The organism is Eoetvoesiella sp., assembly GCF_035555955.1.
GTDB lineage: Bacteria > Pseudomonadota > Gammaproteobacteria > Burkholderiales > Burkholderiaceae_B > Eoetvoesia.
This window is the reverse complement of the sequence record NZ_DATMGA010000006.1, coordinates 26,007-39,424: the sequence shown is the minus strand read 5'-3', so window position 1 is coordinate 39,424 and position 13,418 is coordinate 26,007. Positions and strand designations below refer to the sequence as shown.

General features: G+C 60.2%; 10 protein-coding genes and 1 tRNA gene. All 11 read left to right on the top strand.

The window, feature by feature from the left end:
- Window positions 1–175, top strand: a 175-nt coding sequence (locus VNT00_RS01030; protein ID WP_491700826.1) for an EF-Tu C-terminal domain-related protein, incomplete at its 5' end; no start/stop codon positions are given.
- A 112-nt stretch (window positions 176–287) separates the two neighbouring features.
- Window positions 288–363 (top strand) — tRNA-Trp (locus VNT00_RS01025).
- Window positions 364–415: 52 nt separating this feature from the next.
- A complete protein-coding gene (secE, locus tag VNT00_RS01020) occupies window positions 416–796 on the top strand; it encodes a preprotein translocase subunit SecE (RefSeq protein WP_325583598.1) in 381 nt (126 codons plus the stop codon).
- A 9-nt stretch (window positions 797–805) separates the two neighbouring features.
- A complete protein-coding gene (gene nusG / locus VNT00_RS01015; RefSeq protein ID WP_325583596.1) occupies window positions 806–1,339 on the top strand; it encodes a transcription termination/antitermination protein NusG in 534 nt (177 codons plus the stop codon).
- Between the two features lie 69 nt (window positions 1,340–1,408).
- A complete protein-coding gene (gene rplK, locus VNT00_RS01010) occupies window positions 1,409–1,840 on the top strand; it encodes a 50S ribosomal protein L11 (protein WP_325583594.1) in 432 nt (143 codons plus the stop codon).
- Between the two features lie 2 nt (window positions 1,841–1,842).
- On the top strand, window positions 1,843–2,538 hold the full coding sequence (rplA, locus tag VNT00_RS01005) for a 50S ribosomal protein L1 (protein WP_325583592.1): 696 nt from the start codon (window positions 1,843–1,845) through the stop codon (window positions 2,536–2,538).
- A 249-nt stretch (window positions 2,539–2,787) separates the two neighbouring features.
- The gene (gene rplJ / locus VNT00_RS01000; protein WP_325583590.1) at window positions 2,788–3,312 is read left to right on the top strand and encodes a 50S ribosomal protein L10; all 525 of its coding nucleotides are present in this window, start codon (window positions 2,788–2,790) and stop codon (window positions 3,310–3,312) included.
- A gap of 73 nt (window positions 3,313–3,385) precedes the next feature.
- Entirely contained in the window at window positions 3,386–3,766 is a 381-nt protein-coding gene (rplL, locus tag VNT00_RS00995; protein ID WP_325583588.1) for a 50S ribosomal protein L7/L12, read from the top strand.
- Window positions 3,767–3,924: 158 nt separating this feature from the next.
- Window positions 3,925–8,037, top strand: a complete 4,113-nt coding sequence (gene rpoB / locus VNT00_RS00990; RefSeq protein ID WP_325583586.1) for a DNA-directed RNA polymerase subunit beta — start codon at window positions 3,925–3,927, stop codon at window positions 8,035–8,037.
- Window positions 8,037–12,284 carry a DNA-directed RNA polymerase subunit beta' gene (gene rpoC / locus VNT00_RS00985; protein WP_325583584.1) on the top strand — a complete coding sequence of 1,416 codons (4,248 nt, stop codon included), beginning with the start codon at window positions 8,037–8,039 and terminating at the stop codon, window positions 12,282–12,284. The genes rpoB and rpoC overlap by 1 nt, the downstream gene beginning before the upstream one ends.
- 324 nt (window positions 12,285–12,608) lie before the next feature.
- Complete coding sequence (locus tag VNT00_RS00980) at window positions 12,609–13,403, top strand: AraC family transcriptional regulator (RefSeq protein ID WP_325583582.1); 795 nt, start codon at window positions 12,609–12,611, stop codon at window positions 13,401–13,403.
- Window positions 13,404–13,418: the final 15 nt, after the last annotated feature.

The following is a 13,418-nucleotide window of genomic DNA, read 5'->3' as shown; positions in this document are numbered from 1 at the left end:
CGTAACGGGCACGATCGACCTGCCCAAGGACAAGGAAATGGTGTTGCCTGGGGATAACGTGGCGATGACGGTCAAGCTGATCGCCCCGATCGCCATGGAAGAGGGCCTGCGCTTCGCCATTCGCGAAGGCGGCCGTACCGTCGGCGCCGGCGTGGTTGCCAAAATCATCAAGTAAGCGCTACAATAGTCGATTCGGCGGCAACAAGCGCATGGTTTTGCGCTTTTTGCCGCTGTAGTTGTCAGAGCGGCAGGAACCCAGGCAGGCCTGCTGCGCTTTTACCAGGTATAGGGGCATAGCTCAATTGGCAGAGCGTCGGTCTCCAAAACCGAAGGTTGTAGGTTCGATTCCTACTGCCCCTGCCACCATCGCCAGTACTGCATGCAGGCCGCGCAAAGCGGGATCACTCACCGGAATATGTCGAATACCAACGTAGAAACAGTTACCAGCGCCCTCGACCGCGTAAAGCTGGCCTTGGCTGTGCTTGTTATCGTTGCCGGGATTGTCGCATTTTCCGTGTTGGCCGATAAGCCCGCGGTCGTGCGGGTAGGCATATTCATCGGCAGCGTCATCATCGCCGCCGGCATTGCCTGGCTCAGCGAACCCGGCCGCCGCGTTATCAGCTTCGGCCGCGACTCGTACAACGAAACCAAGCGGGTGGTGTGGCCTACGCGCAAAGAAACCACCCAAATGACCGGCATCGTGTTTGCCTTCGTCATCGCCATGGGTGCTCTGTTGTGGATCGTCGACAAGATACTGGCCTGGGTCATATACGGTCTGCTGCTGGGCTGGAAATAAAGGGCGCACATGAGCAAGCGTTGGTATGTAGTCCATGTTTATTCCGGAATGGAAAAAAGCGTGCACAAGGCACTGGTCGAGCGCATCGAGCGCGCCGGCCTGCAAACGTCCTTCGGCCGCATCCTGGTTCCTTCCGAAGAAGTCGTAGAAGTAAAGGGCGGTAAAAAATCCATTTCCGAACGCCGTATTTTTCCCGGCTATGTTCTCGTCGAAATGGATCTCACCGACGAAACCTGGCATTTGGTCAAGAACACCAACCGGGTTACCGGCTTTTTGGGTGGCTCGGGCAACCGACCGGCTCCCATTTCCGATCGCGAAGTCGAGAAAATCCTTTCGCAAATGGAAGAGGGCGTCGAAAAACCCAGGCCCAAGATTTTGTTTGAGGTGGGCGAGATGGTCCGCGTCAAGGAAGGCCCGTTCGCCGATTTCAACGGCAACGTGGAAGATGTGAATTACGAGAAAAGCAAGGTGCGTGTCTCGGTCACGATTTTTGGCCGCGCAACACCTGTCGAACTCGATTTTGGCCAGGTCGAAAAGACCTGATTTCAACCCCCGGGGAGCCACGGCGGCGGTCATGCCGTTGCTGGCGTTTGAACCCGCAAGGAGCATAGCATGGCGAAGAAAATCGTCGGCTTTATCAAGCTGCAAGTCCCAGCAGGTAAGGCCAATCCATCCCCCCCCATTGGTCCGGCGCTCGGTCAGCGCGGCCTGAACATCATGGAATTCTGCAAGGCGTTCAACGCCCAGACCCAAGGCGTCGAGCCTGGTCTGCCGATTCCGGTGGTCATTACCGCGTACGCCGACAAGAGCTTCACCTTCATCATGAAGACGCCGCCCGCGACGATCCTCATCAAGAAGGCGTCCGGTGTGCAGAAAGGCTCGGCTCGTCCCAACGCCGACAAGGTCGGCACGCTTACGCGCGCTCAGGCCGAAGAAATCGCCAAGACCAAACAGCCCGATCTTACCGCTGCCGATCTCGATGCGGCCGTTCGTACGATCGCAGGCAGCGCCCGCAGCATGGGCATTACGGTTGAGGGGGTTTAATCATGGCCAAGCTTAGCAAACGTGTTGCCGCCATCCAGGCAAAAATCGACCGCAGCAAGCTGTATCCCGTTGCCGAGGCGCTCGCCCTGGTCAAGGAAACCGCCGTTGCCAAGTTCGACGAATCCATCGACGTCGCCGTTCAATTGGGCATCGACCCCAAAAAGTCCGACCAACTGGTTCGCGGCTCGGTCGTTCTGCCCGCCGGCACCGGCAAGTCGGTGCGTGTGGCCGTGTTCGCCCAGGGCGAAAAGGCCGAGGCCGCCAAGGCTGCCGGCGCCGACATCGTCGGTCTGGACGATCTGGCTGAAAGCATCAAGGCCGGCAATCTGGACTTCGACGTGGTCATCGCCTCGCCCGACACCATGCGTGTCGTGGGCGCCCTGGGTCAGGTTCTGGGTCCTCGCGGCCTGATGCCCAACCCCAAGGTAGGCACGGTGACGCCCGACGTCGTAACCGCGGTCAAGAACGCCAAGGCTGGCCAGGTGCAGTACCGCACCGACAAGGCCGGCATCATCCATGCCACGATTGGCCGCGCCTCGTTCGGCGTCGAGCAGTTGCAATCGAACCTGGCCGCTCTGGTCGACGCCCTGAACAAGGCTCGTCCCGCGGCAGCCAAGGGCATATACCTGCGCAAGCTGGCCGTTTCGTCCACGATGGGCGGCGGTGCTCGCGTAGAAATCGCTTCGCTGGCAGCTTAATCGATCAAGCTGCAGCAAACAGGACTTTGGGCTGCATCCGGATTTTTCGGATGTTGCTGTCAAAGACCGCTGGAGCCTTGAACCAACCGCGCTCGCGCAGCCGGTTCCGGGCTTAATCCCAGAGTCATTCTGGATCCAGCGCAGACGGCGCCCATGGAAGAATTCTTTTTAAAAGAACTCGACCAGGTGCGCCGCATTCGGTAGACACAAGAGACCCTCTTTTGTGTCGTTAGATGGAGTGTTCAAACCGTGAGTCTCAATCGTCAAGAGAAGGCGGTAGTCATCGAGGAAGTCGCAGCGCAAGTTGCAAAGGCCCAATCGATCATTATCGCCGAGTACCGTGGTCTGGACGTCGCTTCCGTCACCGTATTGCGCAAGCAAGCGCGTGAGTCGGGTGTGTTCCTGCGTGTTCTCAAGAATACGCTGGTCCGCCGTGCTGTGGCCGGAACGCCTTTCGAGGCGCTCACGGCCCAGATGACCGGTCCGCTGATGTACGGCATCAGCGAAGATCCGGTTTCGGCGGCTAAAGTACTCGCCGGTTTCGCAAAAACGAACGACAAGCTGGTAATTCAAGGCGGGGCCCTGCCCGATAACGTCTTGTCCCAGGATGGTGTGAAGGCTCTGGCCACCATGCCGTCTCGTGAAGAGTTGCTGTCGAAACTGTTGGGCACCATGCAAGCACCCGTCGCGCAATTTGTGCGTACGCTCAACGAAGTTCCCACCAAGTTCGTGCGCGGCCTCGCGGCTGTGCGCGACCAGAAAGAAGCTGCGTAAGCGGCTTTGTGGCTCGTTGAACGACCAAGCGACACCCAACCCTGGCATTTATTTATATTTGGAGTTCTAAAAAATGGCATTAAGCAAAGCTGAAATCCTGGATGCGGTCGCCGGCCTGACCGTGCTCGAGCTGTCCGAGCTCATCAAGGATATGGAAGAAAAATTTGGCGTGTCGGCTGCTGCCGCCGCCGTGGCTGTCGCAGCTCCGGCTGCCGGTGGTGGCGCTGCCGCCGCCGAGGAAAAGACCGAATTCGACGTCATCCTGGCTGATGTTGGCGCTAACAAAGTCAGCGTCATCAAGGCTGTTCGCGAAATCACCGGTCTTGGCCTGAAAGAAGCCAAGGACCTCGTTGACGGCGCTCCCAAGGCTGTCAAGGAAGGTGTTGCCAAGGCTGACGCCGAAGCAGCCCAGAAAAAACTTGAAGAAGCCGGCGCCAAGGTCGAGCTCAAGTAAGAGTTTTTTGCCGGCCCGGAAAGGCAAAATGCCTTTCCGGGCTTTTGCGTCTCCAGAAAACCCGTGTTTGGCGTCCAGCTTTCCCAAGCCGGGTTTTGTGGAGTCGTAAACCGGGGCCGTGGTTGACGGCCCATGTAACCCCTCGAGTCGGAGTGCTCATGCCTTATTCGTACACCGAAAAAAAGCGCATACGTAAGAGCTTCGCCAAACGTGAAGACGTCCAGAACGTCCCCTACCTTTTGGCGACTCAGCTGCAATCATTCTTAACATTTTTGCAGGCGGATACACCACCTTCCAAGCGTAAAGACGAAGGCCTGCAGGCCGCCTTTACATCCATTTTCCCCATTGTCAGTCATAACCAGATGGCGCGCCTCGAGTTTGTCAGCTACGTGCTGGGCGAGCCCGTTTTCGACGTCAAGGAATGCCAACTGCGCGGCCTGACCTATGCATCGCCGCTGCGCGCCAAGGTGCGCCTGGTCCTGATGGATCGCGAAGTCAGCAAACCCACCATCAAGGAAGTCAAGGAACAGGAAGTATACATGGGCGAGATCCCGCTCATGACCGATACCGGTTCCTTCGTCATCAATGGCACCGAACGCGTCATCGTTTCGCAGCTGCACCGTTCGCCCGGCGTGTTCTTCGAGCACGACCGCGGCAAGACGCACAGCTCGGGCAAGCTGCTGTTCTCGGCCCGCGTGATTCCCTACCGCGGCTCGTGGCTCGACTTCGAGTTCGACCCCAAGGACATCCTGTTCTTCCGCGTCGACCGTCGCCGCAAGATGGCCGTGACCATTCTGCTCAAGGCCATCGGCATGACGTCCGAAAGCATCCTGGCCCACTTCTTTGACTTCGACCATATCGATCTCAAGAAAGAAGGCGGCATGCTCGAGTTCGTGGCTGAGCGCTGGAAGGGCGAAGTCGCACGCTTCGACATCACCGACCGCGCCGGCAACGTCATCGTCGAAAAAGACAAGCGCATCAACGCCAAGCACCTGCGCGACCTGGCTGCGGCCAAGGTCGAGTACGTATCCGTGCCCGAAGACTTCCTGCTTGGCCGTGTGCTGGCCAAGAACATCGTCAATCCTGAAACCGGCGAAGTCCTGGCCAATGCCAACGACGAAATCACCGAATCGCTGCTGAACGATTTGCGCGCGGCCAATATCCACGAAATCCAGACGTTGTACACCAACGACCTGGATCGCGGCCCCTACATTTCGCAAACGCTGCGCACCGACGAAACCGCCGATCAAATGGCCGCCCGCATTGCGATCTATCGCATGATGCGTCCCGGCGAGCCTCCCACCGAAGAGGCAGTCGAGGCATTGTTCCAGCGCCTGTTCTACAGCGAGGACGCCTACGATCTGTCGCGCGTCGGCCGCATGAAGGTCAACAGCCGTCTGGGCCGTGGCGACGACATCACCGGCCCCATGACCCTTACCAACGAAGACATCCTCGACACCATCAAGGTGCTGGTCGAGTTGCGTAACGGCCGGGGCCAGATCGACGATATCGATCACCTGGGCAACCGCCGCGTGCGCTGCGTGGGCGAACTGGCCGAGAACCAGTTCCGCGCCGGCCTCGTTCGCGTCGAGCGCGCCGTCAAAGAGCGCCTGGGCCAGGCTGAAACCGAAAACCTCATGCCGCACGACCTCATCAACTCCAAGCCGATTTCCGCGGCCATCAAGGAGTTCTTCGGTTCGAGCCAGCTGTCGCAGTTCATGGACCAGACCAACCCCTTGTCCGAAATCACGCACAAGCGTCGTGTATCGGCCCTGGGCCCTGGCGGCCTGACCCGCGAACGCGCGGGCTTCGAAGTGCGCGACGTGCATCCCACCCATTACGGCCGTGTATGCCCGATCGAAACGCCTGAAGGGCCGAACATCGGGCTGATCAACTCCATGGCCCTGTACGCCCGCCTCAACGAGTACGGTTTCCTGGAAACGCCGTATCGCAAGATCGTGGACGGCAAGGTCAGCGAGCAAATCGACTACCTGTCCGCCATCGAGGAAAGCAACTACGTCATCGCCCAGGCCAACGCCGAGCTCGACGACGAAGGCCGTTTCACCGACGACCTCGTGGCTTGCCGCGAAGCCGGCGAAACCATGCTGACCGCGCCCGGCAATGTGCACTACATGGACGTTGCGCCGTCGCAGATCGTATCCGTGGCTGCCTCGCTCATTCCCTTCCTCGAGCACGACGACGCCAACCGGGCCCTGATGGGCGCCAACATGCAGCGCCAGGCCGTGCCTTGCCTGCGTCCGGAAAAGCCGCTGGTCGGCACCGGCATCGAGCGCACGGTGGCCGTTGACTCGGGCACCACGGTGCAGGCCGTGCGCGGCGGCGTGGTCGACCACGTCGACGCCGAACGCGTGGTCATCCGGGTCAACGACGACGAAAACGTCGCCGGCGAAGTGGGCGTGGACATCTACAACCTCATCAAGTACACCCGTTCCAACCAGAACACCAACATCAACCAGCGTCCCATCGTGGCCCGCGGCGACATCGTCGCGCGCGGCGACGTGCTGGCCGACGGCGCATCGACCGATCTGGGCGAACTGGCGCTGGGCCAGAACATGCTGATCGCGTTCATGCCCTGGAACGGCTACAACTTCGAAGACTCGATCCTCATCTCCGAAAAGGTCGTGGCCGACGATCGCTACACGTCCGTCCACATCGAAGAGCTTACGGTTGTCGCTCGCGACACCAAGCTGGGCGCCGAGGAAATCACCCGCGACATCAGCAACCTGGCCGAAACGCAACTGAATCGGCTGGATGATTCGGGCATCGTGCACATCGGCGCGGAAGTGCGCGCCGACGACGTGCTGGTCGGCAAGGTTACGCCCAAGGGCGAAACCCAGCTCACCCCCGAGGAAAAGCTGCTGCGCGCGATTTTCGGCGAGAAAGCCTCCGACGTAAAAGACACCTCGCTGCGCGTGCCTTCGGGCATGGTCGGCACGGTCATCGACGTGCAGGTCTTCACGCGTGAAGGCATCGAGCGCGACAAGCGCGCCCAGTCCATCATCGACGACGAGCTGCGCCGCTACCGCCAGGACCTCAACGACCAGTTGCGCATCGTCGAGGACGACACCTTCGACCGTATCGAAAAGGCGCTCATCGGCAAGACCGTCAACGGCGGCCCGCGCAAGCTGGCCAAGGGTGCGGTCCTGACCAAGGAATACCTGGCCGACCTCGATCGCTGGCAGTGGTTCGACATTCGCCTGGCCGATGAAAACCACGCCGTGCAACTCGAGCAGGGCAAGGAATCGCTCGAGCAAAAACGCCATCAATTCGACCTTGCGTTCGAAGAAAAGCGTAAAAAGCTCACCCAGGGCGACGAGCTGCCTCCTGGCGTGCTCAAGATGATCAAGGTCTACCTGGCCGTCAAGCGCCGCCTGCAGCCTGGCGACAAGATGGCCGGCCGCCACGGAAACAAGGGTGTTGTTTCGCGCATCACGCCTGTCGAGGACATGCCGCACATGGCCGACGGCACTCCGGCCGACATCGTTCTGAACCCGCTGGGCGTGCCCTCGCGGATGAACGTCGGGCAGGTGCTTGAAGTCCACCTGGGCTGGGCCGCCAAAGGCCTGGGCCATCGCGTGGCCGAGATGCTCGAAGACGAAAAATCGGTGCAGGTCAAAAACCTTCGCGCCTATCTCGAGAAGGTCTACAACAGCACCGGCACCCCGGCCCGCATCGCAGAGCTCAGCGACGACGAAGTCATCGAGATGGCTCGCAACCTCAAGAACGGCCTGCCGCTGGCAACCCCCGTTTTCGACGGTGCCACCGAAGAAGAAATCGGCAAGATGCTCGAGCTGGCTTATCCCGACGACGTGGCCGAGCGCCTCAAGCTTACGTCGGGCCGCACGCAGGCATGGCTGTTCGACGGCCGCACCGGCGAGCAATTCGAGCGTCCGGTCACCATCGGCTACATGCACTACCTGAAGCTGCATCACCTTGTCGACGACAAGATGCACGCCCGCTCCACCGGCCCGTACTCGCTGGTTACCCAGCAGCCTCTGGGCGGCAAGGCGCAGTTCGGCGGTCAGCGCTTCGGGGAAATGGAAGTCTGGGCGCTGGAAGCCTACGGCGCCTCGTACACCTTGCAGGAAATGCTTACCGTCAAGTCCGACGATATCACCGGCCGTACCAAGGTTTACGAGAACATCGTCAAGGGCGACCACGTCATTGATGCAGGCATGCCCGAGTCGTTCAACGTCCTGGTTAAGGAAATTCGATCCCTGTCCCTCGACATGGATCTGGAGCGTAAATAATGAAAGCGCTACTCGATCTCTTCAAACAAGTCTCGCAAGACGAGCAATTCGACGCCATCAAGATTGGCATCGCATCGCCTGAAAAAGTGCGTTCGTGGTCCTACGGCGAGGTTCGCAAGCCGGAAACCATCAACTACCGCACTTTCAAGCCCGAGCGCGACGGCCTGTTCTGCGCCAAGATCTTCGGGCCCATCAAGGACTACGAATGCCTTTGCGGCAAGTACAAGCGCCTCAAGCATCGCGGCGTGATCTGCGAAAAATGCGGCGTCGAAGTCACGGTGGCCAAGGTGCGCCGCGAGCGCATGGGCCACATCGAGCTGGCCAGCCCGGTGGCGCACATCTGGTTCCTCAAGAGCCTGCCGTCCCGCCTGGGCATGGTGCTCGACATGACCCTGCGCGACATCGAACGCGTGCTGTATTTTGAAGCCTGGTGCGTCATCGAGCCGGGCATGACTCCGCTCAAGCGCGGCCAGATCATGTCCGACGACGACTACCTTGCCAAGACGGAAGAATACGGCGACGACTTCCACGCTCTCATGGGCGCGGAAGCCGTGCGCGAACTGCTGCGCACCATCGACATCGACCGCGACGTCGAAACCCTGCGCGCCGAGCTCAAGGCTACCTCGTCCGACGCCAAGATCAAGAAAATCTCCAAGCGCCTCAAGGTGCTGGAAGGCTTCCAGAAATCGGGCATCAAGCCCGAATGGATGGTCATGGAAGTGCTGCCCGTGCTGCCTCCCGACCTGCGTCCCCTGGTGCCGCTGGACGGCGGCCGCTTCGCCACGTCCGACCTGAACGATCTGTATCGCCGCGTCATCAACCGCAACAACCGCCTCAAACGCCTGCTCGAGCTGAAGGCCCCGGACATCATCCTGCGCAACGAAAAACGCATGCTGCAGGAATCCGTGGATTCGCTGCTCGACAACGGCCGCCGCGGCAAGGCCATGACGGGCGCCAACAAGCGCCAGCTCAAGTCGCTGGCCGACATGATCAAGGGCAAGAGCGGCCGCTTCCGCCAGAACCTGCTGGGCAAGCGCGTCGATTACTCCGGCCGTTCGGTCATCGTGGTGGGACCGCAGCTCAAGCTGCACCAGTGCGGCCTGCCCAAGCTCATGGCTTTGGAACTGTTCAAGCCCTTCATCTTCAATCGCCTTGAAATGATGGGCCTGGCAACCACGATCAAGGCTGCCAAGAAACTGGTCGAAAGCCAGGAGCCGGTGGTCTGGGACATTCTGGAAGAAGTCATCCGCGAACATCCCGTCATGCTCAACCGTGCGCCGACTCTGCATCGTCTGGGCATTCAGGCGTTCGAGCCTGTGCTTATCGAAGGCAAGGCCATCCAGCTGCATCCGCTGGTCTGCGCGGCGTTCAACGCCGACTTCGACGGCGACCAAATGGCCGTTCACGTTCCGCTGTCGCTGGAAGCGCAACTGGAAGCGCGCACGCTCATGCTGGCTTCGAACAATATCTTGTTCCCCGCCAACGGCGAGCCTTCCATCGTACCTTCCCAGGACATCGTGCTGGGTCTGTACTACACCACCCGCGAACGCATCAACGGCAAGGGCGAGGGCTTGTTCCTGTCCGACGTGGCCGAAGTTCAGCGCGCCTACGACAGCGGTGAAGTCGAACTGCAGACCCGCATCACGGTGCGCCTGAACGAGTTCGAGAAAGACGCCGCCGGAGAATGGCAGCCTGTTCTGCGCCGCTTCGAAACCACGGTCGGCCGCGCGCTGCTGTCGGAAATCCTGCCCAAGGGCCTGCCCTTCTCGGTGCTGAACCGCGCCCTGAAGAAAAAGGAAATCTCGCGCCTCATCAACCAGTCGTTCCGCCGCTGCGGCCTGCGCGCCACGGTGATTTTCGCCGACAAGCTCATGCAGTCGGGCTTCCGCCTGGCTACGCGCGGTGGCATCTCCATTGCCATGAGCGACATGCTGATTCCCTCGGTCAAGGAAGACATCCTTGCCCAGGCCAGCAAAGAGGTCAAGGAAATCGACAAGCAGTATTCGTCGGGTCTGGTTACCTCGCAAGAGCGCTACAACAACGTGGTCGACATCTGGGGCAAGGCCGGCGACAAGGTCGGCAAGGCCATGATGGAACAGCTTGCCACTGAGCCTGTCGTTGACCGCCATGGCGACGAAGTCCGCCAGGAGTCGTTCAACTCCATCTACATGATGGCCGACTCCGGCGCCCGGGGTTCCGCTGCCCAGATCCGCCAGCTGGCGGGCATGCGCGGCCTGATGGCCAAGCCGGACGGCTCCATCATCGAAACCCCCATCACGGCGAACTTCCGTGAAGGCCTGAACGTGCTGCAGTACTTCATCTCGACGCACGGCGCACGTAAGGGTCTGGCCGATACCGCGCTTAAAACCGCCAACTCGGGCTACCTCACGCGCCGTCTGGTCGACGTGACGCAAGACCTGGTCATCACCGAAGACGATTGCGGCACCACTCATGGCTACACCATGAAAGCCGTGGTCGAGGGCGGCGAGGTCATCGAGCCCCTGCGCGAGCGCGTTCTTGGCCGCGTTACGGCCACCGACATCGTCAACCCCGAGAACCAGGAAACCGCCATCGCCGCCGGCACGCTGCTGGACGAAGACATGGTCGACCTGATCGATGAGCTCGGCGTCGACGAAGTCAAGGTTCGCACGCCGTTGACTTGCGAAACCCGCTATGGCCTGTGCGCGCACTGCTATGGCCGCGACCTTGGCCGGGGCCTTATGGTCAACCGCGGCGAAGCCGTCGGCGTCATCGCGGCGCAGTCCATCGGCGAGCCGGGTACGCAGCTTACGATGCGTACCTTTCACATCGGTGGTGCGGCTTCGCGCGCAGCCATGGCCAGTTCGGTCGAAACCAAGTCGGCCGGTACGGTCGGGTTCGCCATTACCATGCGTTACGTCACCAATGCCAAGGGTGAACGAGTCGCGATTTCCCGCTCTGGCGAAATCGTCATCTTCGACGACAACCGCCGCGAACGCGAACGCCACAAAATCCCCTACGGCGCCACGATTACCGTGGGCGACGGCGACGTCATCAAGGCCGGCCAGCGCCTGGCGACCTGGGATCCCCTGACTCGCCCCATCGTGTCCGAGTACGCGGGTACCGTCCGCTTCGAGAACATCGAGGAAGGCGCAACGGTGGCCAAGCAGGTAGACGAAGTCACCGGCCTGTCGACGCTGGTCGTCATCACGCCCAAGACCCGCAGCGGCAAGGCCATGATGCGCCCGCAGATCAAGCTCATCAACGATGCCGGCGAAGAGGTCAAGATCGCGGGCACGGACCATTCGGTGAACATCTCGTTCCCGGTGGGCGCGCTGATTACCGTGCGCGACGGCCAGCAGGTCAATGTCGGCGAAGTGCTGGCGCGTATTCCCCAGGAATCGCAAAAGACCCGCGACATTACCGGCGGTCTGCCCCGCGTGGCCGAGCTGTTCGAAGCACGTTCGCCCAAGGACGCCGGCATGCTCGCCGACATCACGGGCACTGTGTCGTTCGGCAAGGACACCAAGGGCAAGCAGCGCCTGGTTATCACCGACCTGGATGGCGTGAACCACGAGTTCCTGATTCCCAAGGAAAAGCAGGTGCTGGTGCACGACGGCCAGGTCGTCAACAAGGGCGAAATGATCGTCGACGGTCCCGCCGATCCGCACGACATCCTGCGCCTGCAGGGTATCGAGCGCCTGGCTACCTATGTGGTCAACGAGGTTCAGGACGTGTACCGCCTGCAAGGGGTGAAGATCAACGACAAGCACATCGAAGTGATCGTGCGCCAGATGCTGCGGCGTGTGAACATCAGCGATGCCGGCGACACCAGCTTCATCACCGGTGAACAGGTCGAACGCTCCGAGCTGCTGAACGAAAACGACCGTATGGAAGCCGAAGGCAAGCTCCCCGCCTCGTACGAAAACGTGCTGCTGGGTATTACCAAGGCTTCGCTGTCGACCGATTCGTTTATCTCGGCGGCGTCCTTCCAGGAAACCACGCGGGTGCTCACCGAGGCTGCCATCATGGGCAAGCGCGACGACCTGCGCGGCTTGAAGGAAAACGTCATCGTCGGTCGCCTGATCCCCGCTGGTACCGGCATGTCGTACCACATGGCCCGCAAGGAAAAAGAACGCCTCGAAGACGTCGAGCGCCAAGCCGCCCGCGCCATGGCCAATCCTTTCGAGGATGCGCCTGTTGCGGAAGCGGTGGAAGTGCAGGACGCTGATCAGGCAGCAGGGATCGAACCCGATTCGGCCGAATAAGGCGCATATCGGTTAGCGTATCGTTCCACCCCCAGGGCGGGGCGATGCGCGAAAGCCGCCGTTTTGCTTCGTGCAAGACGGCGGCTTTTTTATTGAGTAATGGTTTGCCCTGATTTTGGACCGAGTGAAAGCGCGTCAAAATAAGTCGAGCCGCACCTTACAATTCTAATATGCGGTGTACTGGCTTTTGCGTGCCAAGCGGGTCTGCGCTTCCAAGGGAATGTCTTTTGGCTATGCTTACCGTCTGGCCGTGCTTCAGGGACTCCAATGTCTGTTGCAATACGAGCTTTTCAGGGCAAGTTCGGACGGATCGCTCTATTAGATATGGATCGACCGCTGGTTACGCATGCTCACACCCAATGCCACGCATTGATCAAGGTTGGTGGCGCCGACACGCACTTTTCCGTACGCGATAAATCCGTCCCCCTGACCGACGACACCATGGTTCTGATCAACTCATGGGAGCCGCATGCGTATACGCACAATGTCGAAGCCCCCCGCACCATCATCCTGGGCCTCTACATCGAGCCGCAATGGCTGGTAAAAACCGAGAAGGCCTTGATCTCCAGCGGCAACCCCGGGTTCTTTCCCCATTCGTGCGTGCGGATATCCGATCGCGTGCGCAAGCTGTCCAATACCTTGGCTATGGAGATGCTGTATGGGGACGATCTAAGCGATCAATATCTCGAAGAGCAGCTGTTCAATCTCATGATCGCGGTAATCGAGTCGTTTTCCGAGTGGCGGAATTTCAACTTGCTGCAGCCGGGCAACCTGCCCGCGATTCCCGATTTCCGTATACGCAGGGCGATCTCATACATGCGGGCCAACCTGGGGTCCGAGCTCGACATCAATACCCTGGCCGAGCAGGCCTGCTTGTCGCGAGCCCATTTTTTCAAGCTGTTCCAGCAATCCACGAATGTAACGCCAATTGTCTATGCCAACGTATTGCGCATGGAGGCGGCCATTCAGGGCATTGCCCAAACCCAGCAGTCTTTGGCGTTGTTGTCGGGAAGCCTCGGCTTTAACGCGCAAAGCCATTTCACGCGGTTTTTCCACCAGCACGTGGGCGCCACGCCAAGCCAGTATCGCAAGGTGGTCAACGTGCTCGAGCAGCCCTAGCTCCAAAAGCAAACT

What these genes read in the sequence shown, in the direction of transcription:
- rplA (WP_325583592.1), top strand. Translation starts at nt 1,843, where the DNA reads ATGGCCAAGCTTAGCAAACGTGTTGCCGCCATCCAGGCAAAAATCGAC.
- rpoB (WP_325583586.1), top strand. Translation starts at nt 3,925, where the DNA reads ATGCCTTATTCGTACACCGAAAAAAAGCGCATACGTAAGAGCTTCGCC.
- rpoC (WP_325583584.1), top strand. Translation starts at nt 8,037, where the DNA reads ATGAAAGCGCTACTCGATCTCTTCAAACAAGTCTCGCAAGACGAGCAA.
- rplL (WP_325583588.1), top strand. Translation starts at nt 3,386, where the DNA reads ATGGCATTAAGCAAAGCTGAAATCCTGGATGCGGTCGCCGGCCTGACC.
- nusG (WP_325583596.1), top strand. Translation starts at nt 806, where the DNA reads ATGAGCAAGCGTTGGTATGTAGTCCATGTTTATTCCGGAATGGAAAAA.
- VNT00_RS00980 (WP_325583582.1), top strand. Translation starts at nt 12,609, where the DNA reads ATGGATCGACCGCTGGTTACGCATGCTCACACCCAATGCCACGCATTG.
- secE (WP_325583598.1), top strand. Translation starts at nt 416, where the DNA reads ATGTCGAATACCAACGTAGAAACAGTTACCAGCGCCCTCGACCGCGTA.
- rplK (WP_325583594.1), top strand. Translation starts at nt 1,409, where the DNA reads ATGGCGAAGAAAATCGTCGGCTTTATCAAGCTGCAAGTCCCAGCAGGT.